Below are 15577 nucleotides of genomic sequence, written 5' to 3'. Positions count from 1 at the left end.
GGGTCTTTGCTTAGCATTGCTTACATGTTGAATCTGGAGCGCCTGCGGACCCTGGACGCACTCGCCCGCCACGGCTCCGTCAGCGGGGCCGCCGACGGGCTGCACGTCACCACATCGGCGGTCTCCCAGCAGCTGGCCAAGCTGGAGCGCGAGGTCGGCCAGCGGCTCCTGGCCAGGCATGGGCGGGGGGTCCGGCTCACCGACGCGGGGCAGCTGCTCGCCGATCACGCGGCCCGCATCCTCTCCCAGGTGGAGCTGGCCCAGGCCGACATCGAGGCCCAGAGCGGACAGGTGGTCGGCGAGGTCCGGCTCGGGGGCTTCCCGACGGCCATGCGCGGGCTGTTCCCGGCCACCCTCGCCGTGCTCCGCGCCGACCACCCCGATCTGCGGGTCCGCACCCGCGAGCTGGAGCCGGAGCAGTGCGTCCGGCAGGTGATCCGGGGCGATCTCGACCTCGCGGTGGTGCTCGACTGGAGCAACCGGCGGCTGCCCGTGCCCGGCGGGCTCGCCCAGGCGCATCTGCTGGACGACGCGGCCGACGTGGCCATGCCGGCGGGGCACCGGCTGGCCGGCCGCGAGGCGGTGGACCTGGCGGAGTTCGCCGACGACGAGTGGGTCTCCTGGCCGGAGGGCGAGTTCTGCCACGACTGGCTGATGTTCACCCTGCGGTCGCAGGGCATCGAGCCCCGGATCGGCCATCTGGCGGCCGAGCACCACACCCAGCTCGCGCTGATCGGCGCGGGGCTCGGTGTCTGTGTGGCGCCGCGCCTGGGACGCGGTCCGGTGCCCGAGGGTGTCGCGGTCGTCCCCGTCCGCAGCGGGATGCGGCGGCACGTGTACGCGGTGTGGCGCGCGGACGCGGAGCGGCGGCCCTCCCTCCGGGCCACGGTCGCGGCGCTGCGGGGTGCCGCGGGCGCGGCGTGACCGGCCGCCCGCGCGCGGCGGCGGAGGCACGGCGGGGCAGCACGATCGGTACGCGGTGACCGGGCGCCGGTGCGTGGCGGTACGGCGTGACCGGCCGCCGGGTCGCGGAGGTACGGCGGCCGGTCAGGGCGACGCCAGTTTGCGGAAGTCCCAGGAGACGACCGCGTCCGGGGTGAGCCGGAGCCAGGCGTGCCAGCCGTCGTGCGGCATCGCGTCCAGGCCGAAGTTCTTCCGGGCGAAGAGGCGTTCCGGGGCCTCCAGCTCCGGGCAGGGGGCCCCGGTGCGCGGGGCCTCGCCGACGGGGACCGCCGTCCCGGACAGCTCCGCGCCGCGCAGCTCCCCGTACTCCTCGCCGGAGTCGACCACCACCGCGATCCGGGGGTCGTGCCGCAGCCCGGCCCAGCGGCGGCTGCGCACCAGCGAGTAGAGCCAGAGCGAGGTCCCGTCCCAGGCGAACCAGAGGGCGCCGACGTGCGGTCGGCCGTCGGCCGCGACCGTGGCCACCCGGCAGGTGCGCTCCGTGGTCAGGAAGGTGTCCAGTTCACCGGGGGTCATCATGATCCGGCGGCCCCTGCGCTGTGCGGCGGCCATGGCGGTCTCCTCCCGCGAGCAGTAGAACTGACGAAGAGTCAGATCAAGGCTGCGGCCATCATGCGGGCCGGGTCCCGGGAGCACAACGGGGCGCCGCGGCCCGGGGCGGAGGGAGTGGCATGGGGGACGGGTCGGGGCCTCGGGCGGACGGCCGGGCGGCCGAGGGGGAACGCGGGGACGGCAGCGGCACCCGGCACCCACAGGACGAGAGCGAACGGGCGGACCGCCTCGCGCGCCTCGCCCGGCGGCTCGACCCCGCGACCACCGTCCTCCTCACCGTCGAGTGCCAGCGCGGCGTCGTCGGCCCCGGGAGCGCGCTCCCGGAACTGGCCGCCGAAGCCCGCTCCTCCGGCGCGCTGTCGGCAGTCGCCCGGCTGACCGGGGGCGCCCACGCGGCCGGCGTCCAGGTCGTGCACGCGGTCGCCGAACGGCGGCCCGACGGACGCGGCAGCGGCCGCAACGCCCCGCTCCTGCGGGCCGCCGAACGCCTGCCCGTCCAGCAGCACCCGGGCACGGACGCCGTCCGTGTCGCCCCGCCGATCCCGGTGGCCGCCGGGGACGTCGTCGTACGCCGGCTGCACGGCCTGACGCCCCTCGCCGGCACCGGCCTCGACGGGCTGCTGCGCCATCTCGGCTGCCGCACCCTCGTCGTCGCCGGGGTGTCGGCCAACGTCGCCGTCCCCAACGCCGTCTTCGACGCGGTCAACCTCGGCTACACGGCGGTGGTGGCGGGCGACGCCGTCGCGGGGGTGCCCGCCGCGTACACCCGCGCGATGCTGCGGCACACCCTCGCCCTGGTCGCGACCGTGGCCACCAGCGACGAGATCCTGTCCTGCTGGGCGGCGGCGGACCGGCCCCCCGGAGCCGCCGCCACCTCCGCCGGGGGCGGTGACGGAAGCGGCGGCGGCGTCTTCGGCGGACCGGGCTGACCGCGACGGCGGCAGGCCGGTCCGAGCGACGGGCCGGTCCGGGCGACGGGCCGGCCTGAGCGGCAGGCCGGCCCGAACGGCCGGGGGAGTCCGGGCGGCCGGGGGAGTCCGCGCCGCCGGGAAGGGCGATCAGACCGGGGGAGGGCGATCAGGCCAGCCTGATCGCCCCCGCCTCCACCGTGATCTTGGTCTCCGGCAGCGGAGCGGTCGCGGGCCCGCTCTTCACACTGCCGTCGGCGGCGTCGAAGTTGCTGTTGTGGCAGGGGCAGTTGATGACGTTGTCCGCGACCGACTTGACCGCGCACCCCTGGTGGGTGCACTTCTTTGAGAACGCCTTGAACGTGCCCGCCTGCGGCTGGGTGATCACCAGATCGCCGACGATCCTCCCGCCGCCCTCGGGGATGTCCGCGACCTTGGCCAGCTCCGCGCCACCCCCGCCGGTGGACCCGGCATCCGTGTCGGTTTCGGTGTCGGTGCCGCTGTCCCCGCCGGTCGAGCCATCCGCGGCGCCGGTGGCCGGCGGGTCGCCCGCGCCGCCGTCGTCGTCGGACCCGCCGCAGGCCACGAGCGCGGCGCCGAGCCCGGCCGCTCCCACCGCGGTGACGACGGTCCGGCGTGCGACGCTCCCGCGCGTCCCCTTCGATCCGGTCATCTGGCTGCTCCTTCTTGTTCACGGTCCCGTGCGGCCGGTGAACGGCCGGTTGCTCGTGATGTTGTACGGGATCCGGGCCGCGAACGTTCACGTTCTCAAAAATTCAAGGATTTCTTCAGAAAAGCGACTTCGTACCGGAGCAGCCCGGCCACCTGCTCCTGGCGCGTGACCCGGTGGCCCGCCCCGGCCAGCGGCAGTACGGAGTGCTGCCGCCCCGCCGCGAGCAGCGCCGATGACAGCCGCAGGGTGTGCGCGACGTACACGTTGTCGTCGGCGAGCCCGTGCACCAGCAGCAGCGGCCGGGAGAGCCGGCCGGCGTACGGGAGCAGCGAACTGCGGCGGTACGCCTCCGGAAAGACCTCCGGATGGCCCAGGAAGCGTTCCTCCCAGTGGGTGTCGTACAGCCTGCGGTCGGTCGGCGTGCCCCCGGCCACCGCCGCGTGGAAGACCTCCGGGTGGTGCAGGACCGCACCCGCCGCGAGATAGCCGCCGAACGACCAGCCCCGGATCGCCACCGCCCCCAGATCGAGGAACGGATGGTCGGCCGCCGCCGCGTGCAGCGCGTCGATCTGGTCCTCCAGCGCGGGCGCCAGCCGGTCGCCGTGCACGGCCTTCTCCCACGCGGGGCCCCGCCCCGGGGTGCCCCGGCCGTCGGTCACCAGAACCGCGAACCCCTGCTCGGCGAACCACTGCGACACGCACCCCCACCAGGTGCGCGCCCGTACCACCAGCTGCATGCCCGGACCCGCGTACGGGTTCAGCAGCACCGGCAGCGGCCCCGACCCGGGCTCGTACCAGGACGGGAGGTACAGATGCGAACGGAGTTCCCGGGCACCGAGCGTGAGCAGCTGGGGGCGCGGTACCACCGCGGGCTCCTCGGCGGTCACCCGGATGCGGCTCTCCGGGGCGCCCTCCCGGCGCACGGTGAAGCGGTGCCCCGACTCCGTCCAGCTCTCCAGGACGGTCGTGCCGCCGCCCGTCCACACGTGGTGCACCCCGGGGCCCTCGCTCACCCGGACGAACCCGGCCTCGGGGGAGTGGCACCACACATGCACCTCGGTCGGGTCCTCCTGGGCGGTGAACCAGACCCGTTCGCCGTCGACGGCGAGCACTTCGCGGAGCTGCTGCCCGGGTGGCGCGATCGCGTCCCCGACGCGCAGCGCCCGCCGCCCGTCATCGGTGACGACCGCTGTCACCGGCGTACCGGCGGCGGTGCGGCCCGGGACGCCGGGCACCAGCTCCACCCAGGCCGGGTCGTGCTCGGTGTGCACCGGCGTGGTCGTCCCGTCGGCCGGGTCGACCGCGAGCAGCACGGCGGTGCGCTGGTCCCGGGTCTGCACCTGGGCCCGGGGCCCGTGGCCGTCCCAGCCCGCGTCCGTCACGTACTCGAACGCGGTGTCCGTCCAGGCGCCCGGCGGATGTACGGCCGCCCGGGCGTGCTCCGGCAGCCGTACCGCGACCCGTTCGCCGTCCAGGCGCAGCAGATGCAGCGAGACCCGTGCGTTCGCGGTGCCGGCCGCCGGGTACGGCACCGGGCGCGGCGGGGTGTCCGGATCGGCCGGGTCGCCGACCCAGCGGCGGCCCACCGGCGCGGTGTCCACGCGCGCCACCAGCAGCGCGTCGCTCGCGGGCGACCACCAGTGGCCCCGGGTCCGGCCCATGGACTCGGCGGCGGCGTACTCCGCCAGCCCGTAGACCACATCGGGGCCCTCCGGCGCGGCGAGCACCCGGTCCTCGCTGCCGTCGGCCCGGACGGCGTGCAGCGCGCCACCGGTGACGTACGCGATCCAGCGGCCGTCCGGGGAGGGCCGGGGGTCGGTCACCGGCCCCGCCGTGGCGAGGGGGCGGGGTGCCGCCGAACCGTGGGGGGCCACCGTCCACAGCCTGCCGCCGAGGGCGAACGCGGCCAGGCGGACGGCCGCGTCGGTCGCGTACGCCACCACCCCCGTGGAGGCTTCCCTGGCCCGCTCCCGGCGGGCCCGTTCCTCGTCCGGTGTGCCGTCCTCGGCCACCGCGAGGGCCACCGGGTCGGCGAGCATCCGCTCACGCCCGCCGGAGTACAGCCAGAGCCTGCTGACGGGGTCGGTGCCGCCGGTGCCGCGCAGGAAGAGGATCCGGTCGCCGTCCGGGGAGACGGTGATCTGCCGGGGGATCCCCAGGGAGAACCGCCGCGTACGGGCGAACCGGCCGGGGAACTCCGGCGCGCGGAGGCTGGCGGGGGACGGCTCCGCGGCCCTGCCCCGGGAGGGGGAGGGAAAGGGGGAGGAGGAGGAATCGGACCGAACGGGATCGACGGGCGTGCCGTCGTGATTCATGTCGCTCACGGGGCATCGTGCTCACCTTTCGCCCCGGGACCGCAACCCGTTTTCCCCCCGGGCTCCGCGCGTGCCGACGGGCGGCGGTCCGGCCGGGCGGAGCCTTCCGGCCGTCCGGCGCGGAGACCTTCCGCGGATCACCGGGCAGTCATGCCCGTATAGCCTGGGGCGATGCTCCCAGAAGTCACCGCGACCCGCTATGTCACGCCCTTGCGTGAGGGCGGTTCGCTCCCGGGCATCGTCGAGGCCGACGACCTGGGCACCTACGTCATGAAGTTCACCGGGGCCGGGCAGGGCCGCAAGACGCTCGTCGCCGAAGTCATCTGCGGCGAGCTGGGCCGCCGGATCGGGCTGCGCGTCCCGGATCTGGCCGGCATCCAGCTCGACCCCGTCATCGGGCTCGGCGAGCCCGACCAGGAGGTCCAGGAGCTGCTGAAGGCCAGCGGCGGGCTCAATCTCGCCATGGACTTCCTCCCCGGGGCGCTCGGCTTTGACCCGCTGGCGTACGAGGTCGGCCCCGCCGAGGCCGGGCGGGTGATCTGGTTCGACGCGCTCATCAACAACGTGGACCGCTCCTGGCGGAACCCGAACATGCTCGTGTGGCACGGCGAGCTGTGGCTCATCGACCACGGCGCCACCATGATCTGGCACCACAACTGGCCCTCCGCCGCGGCGTCCGCGGCCAAGCCGTACGACGCCTCCGACCACGCCCTGGCCCGCTTCCGGCCCGATGTCGCCTCGGCGGCGGCCGAGCTGGCCCCGCTGGTCACCGAGGAGCTGCTGACCGAGGTCGCCGCCGACGTCCCCGACGCGTGGCTGGTGGACGAGCCGGGCTTCGAGAACCCCGACGCGCTGCGCCGGGCCTATGTGGAGGCCCTGCTGCCGCGTGCCGCGTCGATCCACACCCGTATCGTCCTGGGCGAGCCCACGCCCGACCGGCCGTCGCAGGCGCCCGGCTGGCTGGCCGGCCGGCTGGCCCCCGCCGCCCCGAAGGGAGAGGGCGCGTGAACGACCGCCATGTCTTCGAGTACGCGCTGCTGCGGGTCGTCCCCCGGGTCGAACGCGGTGAGTGCTTCAACGCCGGCGTCGTGGTCTACAGCCGTGGCCACTCCTTCGTCGCCGCGCGGACCCATCTGGACGAGGGCAAGCTCAGGGCGCTCGACCCGGACGCCGATGCGACGGGCGTACGGGCGGCCCTGCGCGCGGTCGAGTCCGTCTGCTGCGGCGGAGCGGAGGCCGGACAGGCCGCCGGGGACGACGCCGGACGCCGCTTCCGCTGGCTGGTCGCACCCCGCTCCACCGTGGTGCAGCCGGGGCCCGTGCACACCGGGCTGACCGCCGACCCCGGGGCCGAGGTGGACCGGCTGCTGGACCTGCTGGTCCGCTGAGGACATCCGCTGAGAGGTGATGCGCCGCACCCGGTGGGCCGTTGACACCGGGTGCCGCTGCTTCTAGCGTCTCGTCTGCCGAAGGTACTAAGCGGTCGCTCACCCGTCCGTACGGCATCGGCGCCCGGCGGACCTTGCCGGGACGGCCGTGGGCCGGGCGGCGAGCCGCACTCAAGGGCGAGGAGAAGACAGCATGTCCACCACCGAGCAGCGGGTCGCCGTCGTGACCGGGGCCGCGCGGGGCATTGGTGCCGCGACCGCCGTACGGCTGGCCGCCGACGGCCGCGTCGTGGCCGTACTCGACCTCGACGAGGCGGCCTGCAAGGACACCGTCGAGCGGATCACCGCCGCCGGCGGCACCGCGATCGCGGTCGGCTGCGACGTCTCCGACAGCGCCCGGGTGGAGGCCGCCGTCGAGCGGATCGCCGCCGAGCTGGGCCCGCCGGTCGTCCTGGTCAACAACGCGGGCGTGCTCCGCGACAACCTGCTCTTCAAGATGAGCGAGTCCGACTGGGACACCGTGATGGACGTGCACCTCAAGGGTGCCTTCCTGATGGCGCGCGCCTGTCAGAAGCACATGGTGGACGCCGGTTTCGGGCGGATCGTCTCGCTGTCGTCGTCCTCCGCCCTCGGCAACCGGGGCCAGGCCAACTACGCCGCCGTCAAGGCCGGGCTCCAGGGCTTCACCAAGACCCTCGCCAAGGAGCTGGGCAAGTTCGGCATCACCGCCAACGCCGTCGCCCCCGGCTTCATCGTCACCGACATGACCGCGCAGACGGCACAGCGGGTCGGCATGGGCTTCGAGGAGTTCCAGGCCGCGGCGGCCACCCAGATCCCGGTGCAGCGCGTCGGCCGGCCCGAGGACGTCGCCGGTGCCATCGCCTACTTCACCGGCGACGACGCCGGATTTGTCTCGGGCCAGGTGCTGTACGTGGCCGGCGGGCCGCTCAACTGAGGACCCCGGGCCCCGGTGCGCCGGGGCCCGAAGCCGGGTGGTCGTTCCCGGGCTCCGGGACGGACGGATGACAGGGAGCGGGAGAGATGACGGCTGAAGTGGCGGACAGCGGACGGGTCGCGCTGGTCACGGGCGCGAGCCGGGGCATCGGTTACGCCGTTGCCGAGGCGCTGGTCGCGCGCGGCGACCGGGTGTGCATCACCGGCCGGGGCGAGGACGCCCTGAAGGAGGCCGTGGCCCGGCTCGGCGAGGGCCGGGCCGTGGGCGTGGCGGGCAAGGCCCATGACGAGGCCCACCAGGCGCGGGCGGTGGAGCGCGCCATGGACGCCTTCGGCCGCGTCGACCACCTCGTCAACAACGCCGGGACCAATCCGGTCTACGGCCCGATGGCGGAACTCGACCTCCAGGTCGTGCGGAAGGTCTTCGAGACCAATGTGATCTCGGCGCTCGGCTTCGCCCAGCAGACCTACCGGGCCTGGCAGCGCGAGCACGGCGGGACGATCGTGAACATCGCCTCCGTCGCCGGTCTCGCCCCCTCGCCCCTCATCGGCGCGTACGGCATGAGCAAGGCGGCCATGGTCAATCTGACCGTCCAGCTCGCGCACGAGTTCGCGCCGGCGGTACGGGTCAACGCGATCGCGCCGGCCGTGGTCAAGACCCGGTTCGCGCAGGCGCTCTGGGACGGCCGGGAGGAGGAGGCCGCCGCCGGATATCCGCTGGGGCGGCTGGGGGCGCCCGAGGACATCGGCGGTGCCGCCGCCTTCCTCACCTCCGAGCAGGCGGACTGGATCACCGGCCAGACCCTCGTGGTCGACGGCGGGCTCTTCCTCCGGGCCGGAGTGCACTGACGGGGCGGGGCCTACTGACGGGGCCGGGCGGGCGGGTGGCGGGGCGCCTCCTCGGAGCGGTTCCCGTCCGGTTCCCGTCCGTATTCCGGAGTACGTGTCACGCAGTGCGGTGAGGGCCCGCGCCCCGGCGGTGCGGCGGCCGGGCCCCGCCGTACCGCTCCGCCCCGCCGGAGCCCAACTGCCGTGGAACCAGGGTCGAATGAGGGCACCGGGGCTGTCGGCGGGCCCGCCGGAGCGCTGCGGTAAGGTCGGCCAACCCACGGCTGAACGAGGAGCGTGCACGTGTTCTACCGGACCTGTCTCCAGACCTCTGCCGCCCTGGCGTCCATATCCCTGCTGGCGGGGTGCGGACTGCTCTCCGATGACGCGTCGGGCGGGAAGAAGAAGATCGTTGTCGGCACCACGAGCGAGCCCACCACGCTCGACCCCGCCGCGGCCTGGGACGGTTCCTGGGAGCTGTACCGGAATGTCTTCCAGACGTTGCTGAGCTTCCCCACCGGGAGCACGACCCCCGAACCCGACGCGGCGAAGAGCTGCCGTTTCACCGACGCCGGGAACCGGGTCTACCAGTGCGAGCTGCGCGAGGGGCTGAAGTTCTCGAACGGGGAGAAACTGGACGCCGTCGCCGTCAAGCACTCCCTGGACCGCATCATCGCGATCAACGACCGGGGCGGCCCCCGGGGCCTGCTGAACTCCCTCCACCGGATCGAGGCCGACGGCGAGCGCACGGTCCGCTTCCTGCTGCGCTCCGCCGACGCGACCTTCCCGTTCGTCCTCGCCACCCCGGCCATGTCGCTCGTACCGCCCAAGAAGTACCCCGCCGACAAGCTGCGCACCGACGGCGGGCTGACCGGCTCCGGGCCGTACGTGCTCGACTCGTACACCAAGGGCCGGAAGGCCGAGCTGAAGAAGAACGGGACCTACCGGGGCTTCGCCGAGCGCAGGAACGACGCCGTCACCATTCGCTACTTCCCGGACTCCGGCTCCATGGTGAAGGCGCTCCACGACAAGCAGCTGGACGTCACCTACCGGGGTCTCGGCGCGGCGGACGTGGTGGAGCTGCGGCAGGGCACCCGGAACGACGGGCTGCGGCTGGTGGAGACCGTCGGCGCGGACATCCGCTACCTCGTCTTCAACTCCAAGGACCCGCAGGCGCGCAAGCCCGCCGTGCGACGGGCGATCGCCCAGCTCGTGGACCGGGGCAAGCTGGTCACCGCCGTCTACCGCAGCACGGCGGAGCCCCTGTACTCGATGATCCCCAAGGGCATCGCCGGGCACAGCACCGAGTTCTTCGACGTCTACGGCGAGCCGAGCGTCACCAAGGCGCGCAGGATCCTCCGGGACGCGGGCATCGACGAGCGGGTGGACCTGGACCTCTGGTACACGACCGACCGGTACGGTTCGGCGACCAAGGCGGAGTTCGCCGAGCTGGAGCGGCAGCTGGAGGCGTCCGGGCTGTTCGACGTCGTCGTGCGGGGCAAGCCGGAGCGGGAGTTCCAGCGCGGATTCCGGTCCGGCAGCTACCCCGTCTTCGGGCGGGGCTGGTTCCCCGACTTCCCGGACCCGGACAACTTCATCGCGCCCTTCGTCGGCGAGAACAATGTGATCGCCACCCCCTACGAAAGCCCGGAGATCACCGAGGAGCTGCTGCCCGCTTCCCGGCGGGAGAGCGACCGTGGGGCCGTGACCAGGGACTTCGAGCGGGCCCAGGAGATCATCGCGAAGGATGTGCGGCTGCTGCCGCTCTGGCAGGGCAAACTGTATCTCGCGGTGAAGGAGGAGATCGGCGGCGGCGAGCGGGCCCTCGATCCGCAGACGGTCATGCAGCTGTGGGAGCTGTACCGCAAGGCGAGCTGGTAGCCCACCGCGCCGCTCGGCGCCGGTCCACGGGACGGGCGGCGGGGGCCGTTGTCAGTGGCTCCGGGTAGGTTCTGTGATCAGTAACTGAACGCGTTCCGGAGGTTCTTGACGTGACCGACACCGACCTGCTGCCCGAGTCCTGGCGTGGCGTCCTCGGCGACGAGCTGGCGAAGCCCTATTTCAAGGAGCTGACCGAATTCGTCGAGGAGGAGCGGACCCGGGGGCCGGTCTACCCGCCGCGCGACGAGGTCTTCGCCGCCCTGGATGCCACGCCGTACGACCAGGTCAAGGTGCTCATCCTGGGCCAGGACCCCTATCACGGCGAGGGCCAGGGGCATGGTCTGTGCTTCTCGGTGCGGCCCGGCGTGAAGACCCCTCCGTCCCTGCGGAACATCTACAAGGAGATGCAGGCCGAGCTGGGCCACCCCGTCCCGGACAACGGCTATCTGCTCCCCTGGGCCCGCCAGGGCGTCCTGCTGCTGAACGCGGTGCTGACGGTCCGGGCCGGTGAGGCCAATTCCCACAAGGGCAAGGGCTGGGAGAAGGTGACCGACGCCGTGATCCGGGCGGTGGCCGAGCGGCCCGACCCGGCGGTCTTCGTCCTCTGGGGCAACTACGCGCAGAAGAAGCTGCCGCTGATCGACGAGAGCCGCCACGTCGTGGTGAAGGGGGCGCACCCCTCGCCGCTGTCCGCGAAGAAGTTCTTCGGCTCGAAGCCCTTCACGCAGATCAACGAGGCGGTCGCGGCCCAGGGCCACGAGCCCATCGACTGGCGCATCCCCGACCTGGGGGCGTCCGCCTCCTGACGCGGACCCCTCCCTTCGTTACCGAGGACCCGATCCCCTCGGCGCCGGGGACCCGGCCGGTCGCCACCGGGACCCGCCGCCCGGTCCGTCCGGCCCGGGGAGCCGGTCGGCCGTGGGGGCCGGCGTCCGGGCGCGTCCGGGGCGGGGAGCACGGGCCGGGGCCGGCCGCCCGCGCCCGTGCCGTTCGTCCCCGCTGCGGCCGGGGCCTGCTGCGGTTAGCGTCGTCTCGGGTGGATCGTCGTCGCCGTTCGCCGCAGGGACGTGGGAGGCCGCATGAGGGAGCAGGAGGCGTCGGACGACGCCGTGCCGACCCGGATCGGGCAGGCGGTCATGCTGTTGCACGGGGGCGACCGGGAGGAGGCACGGAACCGGTTCGGCGCGCTCTGGTCGGAGCTGGCGGCGTCGGGGGACGCCTTCCACCGCTGCACCCTGGCCCACTATCTGGCCGACACCCAGGACGATCCCGGCGACGAGCTGGCCTGGGACCTGCGCGCGCTCGCGGCGGCGGACCGGCTCAGCGCCGACCGGACCGGCGCGGACCAGGCCGGCGCGGACCGGGCCCCGGTCCGGCAGGCGGTCCTCGCCTTCTACCCGGCGCTCCACCTCAGCCTCGCCGCCGACTATGTGAAGCTCCAGCGGCCCACGTCGGCGCGGATCCATCTCGACCGGGCGCGGGAGGCGATGGCGGCCCTGGGGGACGGCGGCTGCGGCCCCGATCTCCATACCGCCACCGAACGGCTGGAACGGCTGCTCGGGGACGGCTGAGCCGGGCCGGCCCGGGGGCCCCGGGCCGGCCCCGGGGCACGGCTGCCGGTGGCGTCAGCGGCCGGTGATCCTTCCGTAGACCCGGCGGCAGATCTGGCTCTGGGTGCTCTCCGGCCGCCAGCCCCCGTAGACCTCGCTCAGCCCGCAGACGTCCGGCGGTACGCCGACACGCGGCGGCGTGGGTGCCCGGCGCGGCCGGGGCGCCGGCAGGGACGCCGTCGCGGGCGCGGGGGCGTCGGTGGTGACGGGTGCGGCGGGCCGGATCCGTTCGGCGGCGGCCGTCAGCGGCGGGCCCGGGGGCGGCGGCGGCCCGCCGGGGGGCGGGGGAGCGGGGGACGGCGTCCCGCCGCTCTCGTCCGGCGCCGCCCGCAGCGCCTCCCGCGCGGGGCCCTGCACGATCAGGGAGTCGGCGGTCGGCTCCGGACGGCTGCCGCCGGCCGGCGGCGCGGGCGGCGGCTCGACGGTGACGCAGCCGGACGCGGCGAGCCCGGCCAGAGCCCAGACGGTCAGGGAGAGCACGGCCCTCGCGGTGCTAGTCGTACGGTCCACAGCCGCCACTCTGGCCCCTCGGAGGCCCCGGGGGTGGCGTATGGGCGCACAAGGGCCCGCACGGGTGACCCCCGGTCAGCCGTGTGCGTCACCGGGCAGCCCTGCCGACGGGCCTTTCGGCCATCCGGTCCTCCGGCCCCTCGGTCTTTGGGTCTTTGGGTCTTCGCCGGGCCGGATGCGCATCTGCTGCTGCTCCCTGCCGCTCCCCGCCGCCCCCGCTGTCCGTCGCGTCGCCCGTGACGGGATCGCCGACCGGCGTCCTGCGGCCCGCCCGTATGCTGACCGGGCGCCGCAGGGGCGCGCGAGGTGAAGGGGAGACATCTGATGAAGGTCGGCTGCATCGGGCTCGGGGACATCGCGCAGAAGGCGTATCTGCCGGTGCTCGGGACGCTCCCCGGCGTCGAACTGCACCTCCAGACCCGGACGCCCGCCACCCTCGACAGGGTCGGGGAGACGTACCACGTACCCGCCGAACGGCGGCACACCACCCTGGAGTCCCTGCTCGCCCAGGGCCTCGACGCCGCCCTCGTGCACGCCCCGACCGCCGTCCACCCCGAGATCGTGGCTACGCTCCTCGAAGCCGGTGTCGCCACCTATGTCGACAAGCCGCTCGCCTACGAACTCGCCGAATCCGAGCGTCTTGTCCGCCTCGCCGAGGAGCACGGTGTCCCGCTCGCCGTGGGCTTCAACCGCCGCTTCGCGCCCGCCTACGCCCAGTGCGCCGAGCACCCGCGCGAACTGATCCTCATGCAGAAGAACCGGGTCGGTCTCGCCGAGGACGCGCGCTCCCTCGTCCTCGACGACTTCATCCATGTCGTGGACACGCTGCGCTTCCTCGTCCCCGGCACGGTCGACCACACCGATGTACGGGCCCGGGTGGTCGACGGACTCGTCCACCACGTGGTGCTCCAGCTCTCCGGCGACGGCTTCACCGCCCTCGGCGTGATGAACCGCAAGAGCGGTTCCACCGAGGAGATCCTCGAAGTCTCCGGCCAGGACACCAAGCGCGAGGTCCGCAACATCGCCGAGATCGTCGACCACAAGGGACAGCCCAGCGTCCGCCGGCGCGGCGACTGGGTCCCCGTCCCCCGCCAGCGCGGCATCGAGCAGGCGGTCCTCTCCTTCCTCGACGCCGTCCGCGCGGGCACCCCCCTCAGCGCCCGGGACGCCCTCCTCACCCACGAGCTGTGCGAGCGCGTCGTGCTGCGGATCCAGGAGCAGACGGGCCGCGCCTGACCCGGCCCGCGCGGCGGACGCCCGCCGCGCAGGCCAGCGCCGCCAGCACAGCGGCCGCCCCGGCCACCGGCCAGTCGCCGAAGCGGACGTAGGCCGTCGTGCCCCGCGTCAGCCCCACCTCGTACACCACAGCCGCGCTGGTCTCCGTGGACAGCGCCGGGCCGGTGCGGACGCCGTCGGCGCGGTGCACCACGCTCACCCCGGTGAGCGTGGCGTGCGCGACGGGCCGGCCGCTCTCGGCGGCCCGCAGCGCCGCGAGGGACGCGTGCTGCCCGGGCGCCCAGCTCCCCTGGAAGGTCGAGGTCGCGGACTGGACGACCAGCAGCTCCGCCCCGTCGCGCACCAGACGCCGGCTCATGTCGGGGAACGCGGACTCGAAGCAGACCAGCGGCCCGAGCCGGGGACCGCCGCCGGGCGGCGTCAGCACCACCGGCCCGGCGCCGCGCAGCCGGTCCTCGCCGGCCGCCCGGCCCACGGAGGTCGCCCAGCCGAGGAGCGACCGGGCCGGCACGTACTCGCCGAAGGGGACCAGCCGCATCTTGTCGTAGCGGTCCCCGGTCGGCCCGCCGGGGCCCACCAGCACCGCGCTCTTGAAGATCCCCCCGCCGTCGCCGGGGCGCCGGGCGTCCACGTTGACCAGCAGCTCCGCCCCGACGTGACGGGAGAGCGCGGCGAGCCGCCGGGCCAGGTCGGGGCGGCGGCCGAGATCCGCGCCCACACTGCTCTCGCCCCACACCACCAGGTCGGGAGCCCGCCCGGCGAGGGACCTGGTCAGCTCCTCGGCCCGGTCGAACCGCCGCTCGGCGCCGTCGGGGCCGCCGAGGACACCGGGCTGGACGAGGGCGATCCGGGCCCGGCCCGTCTCCCCGGGGCGCGGGGCCGCCGCCGCGAGGGTGCCGGTGAGAAGCGCGCAGCAGGCCGTCGCGGCGAGTACCGCCGTACGGGTCCGGGGCAGCGCGATCACCTCGGTGATGGCCGTGTTCACCGCCACCACCAGCAGGCTCACCAGCCACACCCCGCCGACCGAGGCGAGCCGCAGCGCCGGGGCGACCTGCCACTGGCTCGCGCCCAGCAGCCCCCAGGGGCCGCCCAGGCCCTCCCAGGAACGGAGCAGCTCGATCAGCAGCCACCCGGAGGGGACGGCGGCGAGGGCGGCGAGCGCCTGTCCGGTGCCGGGCCGCCGCAGCAGCGCGCGGACCAGCCACCCCCAGGGCGCCCAGGCCAGACCGAGGAGCGCCCCGAGGAGCACCGTGAAGACATGGAGGCTGGGTATCAGCCAGTGGTGCACGGCGACGACGAAGCCCAGGCCGCCGAGCCAGCCCTCGAAGGCGGCCCGGCGGGCGGTGGGAGCGGTCCGCAGCAGGAGCAGCCAGGGCACCAGGGCCACGTACGCCAGCCACCACAGGGACGGCTCGGGGAAGGCGAGCGCGGGCAGCGCGCCGGCGGCGAGCGCGGCGACGGCCCGCCCGCCGGACGCCTTTGCTTCCGCGCCGCCGCTCGCGAACCGCACGACCGGGCCTCCTCGTCCCCCTCCGGAACGGTTCCCTCCAGTGTGGCCGGGCCGGGGTGCCGCAACAACACGGCCACCGGGGTCTCGGGACCGGTCGCACTCGGGATGGGCCGCACTCGGGATCGGTCGTACCCCGGACCGGTCGGACCCCGCATCGGCCGGTCTCCGGGTCGGCCGGCCTTTGGATCGCCCGGACCGGCCCGGGTCCGCGCCGCCGCCGGGCTATCCGGCCGGTAATCCTTCGGCCAG

Annotated in this window: 15 protein-coding genes; 10 read left to right on the top strand and 5 right to left on the bottom strand. The window is 74.6% G+C overall.

Annotated elements, in window-relative coordinates:
- Positions 1-24: 24 nt before the first annotated feature.
- Complete coding sequence (locus tag SYYSPA8_RS15675; protein WP_323447771.1) at positions 25-924, top strand: LysR family transcriptional regulator; 900 nt, start codon at positions 25-27, stop codon at positions 922-924.
- A gap of 123 nt (positions 925-1047) precedes the next feature.
- Here SYYSPA8_RS15675 and SYYSPA8_RS15670 read toward each other — a convergent pair whose 3' ends face one another.
- A complete protein-coding gene (locus SYYSPA8_RS15670; protein ID WP_323447770.1) occupies positions 1048-1515 on the bottom strand; it encodes a pyridoxamine 5'-phosphate oxidase family protein in 468 nt (155 codons plus the stop codon).
- 119 nt (positions 1516-1634) lie between these two features.
- Between SYYSPA8_RS15670 and SYYSPA8_RS15665 the strand changes: the two genes are divergently transcribed.
- The gene (locus SYYSPA8_RS15665; RefSeq protein WP_323447769.1) at positions 1635-2444 is read left to right on the top strand and encodes a cysteine hydrolase; all 810 of its coding nucleotides are present in this window, start codon (positions 1635-1637) and stop codon (positions 2442-2444) included.
- A 148-nt stretch (positions 2445-2592) separates the two neighbouring features.
- Here SYYSPA8_RS15665 and SYYSPA8_RS15660 read toward each other — a convergent pair whose 3' ends face one another.
- Both SYYSPA8_RS15660 and SYYSPA8_RS15655 read right to left on the bottom strand, forming a co-directional pair.
- Positions 2593-3096 carry a Rieske (2Fe-2S) protein gene (locus SYYSPA8_RS15660; RefSeq protein ID WP_323447768.1) on the bottom strand — a complete coding sequence of 168 codons (504 nt, stop codon included), beginning with the start codon at positions 3094-3096 and terminating at the stop codon, positions 2593-2595.
- 95 nt (positions 3097-3191) lie between these two features.
- Positions 3192-5411 carry a S9 family peptidase gene (locus SYYSPA8_RS15655; RefSeq protein WP_323447816.1) on the bottom strand — a complete coding sequence of 740 codons (2220 nt, stop codon included), beginning with the start codon at positions 5409-5411 and terminating at the stop codon, positions 3192-3194.
- Positions 5412-5582: 171 nt separating this feature from the next.
- On the opposite strand from SYYSPA8_RS15655, the gene SYYSPA8_RS15650 reads away from it, so the two are divergent.
- The 7 genes from SYYSPA8_RS15650 to SYYSPA8_RS15620 all read left to right on the top strand — a co-directional run bounded on the left by SYYSPA8_RS15650 (position 5583) and on the right by SYYSPA8_RS15620 (position 12033).
- Entirely contained in the window at positions 5583-6419 is an 837-nt protein-coding gene (locus tag SYYSPA8_RS15650) for a HipA family kinase (protein ID WP_323447767.1), read from the top strand.
- Positions 6416-6799, top strand: coding sequence for a DUF3037 domain-containing protein (locus SYYSPA8_RS15645; protein WP_323447766.1), 384 nt, complete (start codon positions 6416-6418; stop codon positions 6797-6799). The genes SYYSPA8_RS15650 and SYYSPA8_RS15645 overlap by 4 nt, the downstream gene beginning before the upstream one ends.
- Before the next feature lie 193 nt (positions 6800-6992).
- Positions 6993-7754 carry a 3-oxoacyl-ACP reductase FabG gene (gene fabG / locus SYYSPA8_RS15640; protein ID WP_323447765.1) on the top strand — a complete coding sequence of 254 codons (762 nt, stop codon included), beginning with the start codon at positions 6993-6995 and terminating at the stop codon, positions 7752-7754.
- Positions 7755-7840: 86 nt separating this feature from the next.
- Entirely contained in the window at positions 7841-8602 is a 762-nt protein-coding gene (locus tag SYYSPA8_RS15635) for an SDR family oxidoreductase (protein ID WP_323447764.1), read from the top strand.
- A 282-nt stretch (positions 8603-8884) separates the two neighbouring features.
- Positions 8885-10462 carry an ABC transporter substrate-binding protein gene (locus tag SYYSPA8_RS15630; RefSeq protein WP_323447763.1) on the top strand — a complete coding sequence of 526 codons (1578 nt, stop codon included), beginning with the start codon at positions 8885-8887 and terminating at the stop codon, positions 10460-10462.
- Between the two features lie 110 nt (positions 10463-10572).
- On the top strand, positions 10573-11268 hold the full coding sequence (locus SYYSPA8_RS15625) for a uracil-DNA glycosylase (RefSeq protein WP_323447762.1): 696 nt from the start codon (positions 10573-10575) through the stop codon (positions 11266-11268).
- A gap of 273 nt (positions 11269-11541) precedes the next feature.
- Positions 11542-12033 (top strand): hypothetical protein, encoded by a 492-nt coding sequence (locus SYYSPA8_RS15620; protein WP_323447761.1) that lies wholly within the window; start codon positions 11542-11544, stop codon positions 12031-12033.
- Between the two features lie 54 nt (positions 12034-12087).
- Here SYYSPA8_RS15620 and SYYSPA8_RS15615 read toward each other — a convergent pair whose 3' ends face one another.
- Positions 12088-12582: a hypothetical protein gene (locus tag SYYSPA8_RS15615; protein ID WP_323447760.1), complete on the bottom strand. Its 495-nt coding sequence runs from the start codon at positions 12580-12582 to the stop codon at positions 12088-12090.
- A 324-nt stretch (positions 12583-12906) separates the two neighbouring features.
- Here SYYSPA8_RS15615 and SYYSPA8_RS15610 point away from each other — a divergent pair, with 324 nt between their 5' ends.
- Complete coding sequence (locus SYYSPA8_RS15610; RefSeq protein ID WP_323447759.1) at positions 12907-13818, top strand: Gfo/Idh/MocA family protein; 912 nt, start codon at positions 12907-12909, stop codon at positions 13816-13818.
- Here the strand turns inward: SYYSPA8_RS15610 and lnt are convergent.
- Positions 13757-15328, bottom strand: coding sequence for an apolipoprotein N-acyltransferase (lnt, locus tag SYYSPA8_RS15605; protein WP_323447758.1), 1572 nt, complete (start codon positions 15326-15328; stop codon positions 13757-13759). The two genes, SYYSPA8_RS15610 and lnt, sit on opposite strands and share 62 nt — an antisense overlap.
- Positions 15329-15577: the final 249 nt, after the last annotated feature.

It is taken from the genome of Streptomyces yaizuensis (genome assembly GCF_034961445.1).
Lineage (GTDB): Bacteria > Actinomycetota > Actinomycetes > Streptomycetales > Streptomycetaceae > Streptomyces > Streptomyces yaizuensis.
Note: the sequence above shows the minus strand (reverse complement) of the source record. Positions and strands in the feature narration are given on the sequence as shown.

What these genes read in the sequence shown, in the direction of transcription:
- fabG (WP_323447765.1), top strand. Translation starts at nt 6,993, where the DNA reads ATGTCCACCACCGAGCAGCGGGTCGCCGTCGTGACCGGGGCCGCGCGG.
- SYYSPA8_RS15635 (WP_323447764.1), top strand. Translation starts at nt 7,841, where the DNA reads ATGACGGCTGAAGTGGCGGACAGCGGACGGGTCGCGCTGGTCACGGGC.
- SYYSPA8_RS15675 (WP_323447771.1), top strand. Translation starts at nt 25, where the DNA reads ATGTTGAATCTGGAGCGCCTGCGGACCCTGGACGCACTCGCCCGCCAC.
- SYYSPA8_RS15665 (WP_323447769.1), top strand. Translation starts at nt 1,635, where the DNA reads ATGGGGGACGGGTCGGGGCCTCGGGCGGACGGCCGGGCGGCCGAGGGG.
- SYYSPA8_RS15620 (WP_323447761.1), top strand. Translation starts at nt 11,542, where the DNA reads ATGAGGGAGCAGGAGGCGTCGGACGACGCCGTGCCGACCCGGATCGGG.
- SYYSPA8_RS15660 (WP_323447768.1), bottom strand. Translation starts at nt 3,096, where the DNA reads ATGACCGGATCGAAGGGGACGCGCGGGAGCGTCGCACGCCGGACCGTC.
- SYYSPA8_RS15650 (WP_323447767.1), top strand. Translation starts at nt 5,583, where the DNA reads ATGCTCCCAGAAGTCACCGCGACCCGCTATGTCACGCCCTTGCGTGAG.
- SYYSPA8_RS15670 (WP_323447770.1), bottom strand. Translation starts at nt 1,515, where the DNA reads ATGGCCGCCGCACAGCGCAGGGGCCGCCGGATCATGATGACCCCCGGT.
- SYYSPA8_RS15655 (WP_323447816.1), bottom strand. Translation starts at nt 5,411, where the DNA reads ATGAATCACGACGGCACGCCCGTCGATCCCGTTCGGTCCGATTCCTCC.
- SYYSPA8_RS15610 (WP_323447759.1), top strand. Translation starts at nt 12,907, where the DNA reads ATGAAGGTCGGCTGCATCGGGCTCGGGGACATCGCGCAGAAGGCGTAT.